The 1,568-nt window shown below is 71.9% G+C and carries 2 protein-coding genes; both read right to left on the minus strand.

What is annotated here, in order from left to right:
• The coding region (locus AOK18_RS03800) for an alcohol dehydrogenase catalytic domain-containing protein (RefSeq protein WP_055693330.1) at nt 1-727 on the minus strand (727 nt) is incomplete at its 3' end.
• The gene (locus AOK18_RS03805) at nt 724-1,542 is read right to left on the minus strand and encodes a carbohydrate ABC transporter permease (protein ID WP_055693332.1); all 819 of its coding nucleotides are present in this window, start codon (nt 1,540-1,542) and stop codon (nt 724-726) included. The genes AOK18_RS03800 and AOK18_RS03805, both read right to left, overlap by 4 nt.
• Between the last annotated feature and the right edge of the window lie 26 nt (nt 1,543-1,568).

A 1,568-nucleotide genomic window follows, 5' to 3' on the forward strand; every position in this document is an offset into this window, starting at 1 on the left:
TGGCGACCCGCTCCAGGCCGTCCTGGATCGCCGCCGCGTTCCCCGTGGCGTCGATGACGAGGTCCCAGCCCTGGGGGCGGTCCAGTTCGTCCGGGTTCGCCGCCGACGCGGAGACCCCCAGCCGCCGCGCCGTCTCCAGGCGGGACGGATTGAGGTCGACCACGTCCACGCTCGCCGCGCCGGTCCGCTTGGCCAGTTCCAGCATCATCAGGCCCATCGTTCCGGAGCCGTAGATCAGGACGTGCGCGCCGAGGCGGGACTGCAGGACGTCGTAGCCGCGCACCGCGCAGGACAGCGGTTCGATCAGGGCCGCGTCCTGGGTGCGGACGTGCTCGGGCAGCCTGACGCAGTTCGCCACCGGGGCCACCGCGTACCGGGCGGCCCCGCCCGGCACGGTGACGCCGATCGCCGCCCAGCGCTCGCACAGGTTGTTGTGGCCGGTCCGGCAGGAGCGGCACTCGTAGCAGTACAGGGAGGGGTCCACGGCGACCCGGTCGCCCGGCGACACCTCGGTGACCAGGGAGCCGACGCCGACCACCTCGCCCGCGAACTCGTGCCCCGGCACGATCGGCAGCTCGGGCGCGAACTCGCCCTGCAGGATGTGCAGGTCCGTGCCGCACAGCCCGCAGGCCGCGACCTCGACGACGACCTCGCGGGGGCCCGGCGTCGGGTCCGGGACCTCGCTGACGACGGCCCGGCCCACGGACTCGATGACGGCGGCCTTCATTTCACGGCTCCCAACGACAGGCCCTGGACGAGTTTGTCCTGGGCGGCGAACCCCGCGGCGAGCACCGGCAGGGAGACGACGAGCGACGCGGCGCACACCTTGGCCAGGAAGAGGCCCTGGCTGGTGATGAAACCGGTCAGGAAGACGGGAGCGGTCTCGGCGACCACGCCCGTCAGGACCCGGGCGAACAACAGCTCGTTCCAGCTGAAGATGAAGCAGATCAGGGCCGTCGCCGCGATGCCGGGCATCGCCATCGGGGCGATGACGCGGGCCAGCACCGTCGGCAGCCGCGCCCCGTCGACCCGGGCGGCCTCGATCACCGCGACCGGGATCTCCGAGAGGAACGAGTGCATCATCCACACGGCGATCGGCAGGTTCATGGAGGTGTAGAGCAGGACCAGGAGCCAGATGTTGTCGAGCAGCCCGGCGTTCCTGGCGAACAGGTAGATCGGCAGCAGGCCCGCCACGACCGGCAGCATCTTGGTGGACAGGAAGAAGAACAGGACGTCCGTCCACCGCTTCACCGGGCGGATGGACAGCGCGTACGCCGCCGGGAGAGCGAGCAGCAGGACCAGGATCACCGAGGCCACGGACGCCACCGTCGAGTTGATCAGCGACGGCCAGGGGCTCGCGCCGCCGCCCGCGCCGAAGAACTCCCGGTAGCCGTCCAGGGTGAGGGCGGCGGTGAAGGACGGCGGGTTGGTGGCCGCGTCCTCCTCGGAGTGGAAGGACGTCAGCGCCATCCACGCGATGGGCAGGAAGAAGACGATGCCGGCCAGCCAGGCCACCAGGCCGAGGCCCGCTCCCCTGCGGATCCGGGTCCGCGGCCGGCCGCGGTCGG

This window comes from Streptomyces prasinopilosus (genome assembly GCF_001419695.1).
Lineage (GTDB): Bacteria > Actinomycetota > Actinomycetes > Streptomycetales > Streptomycetaceae > Streptomyces > Streptomyces prasinopilosus.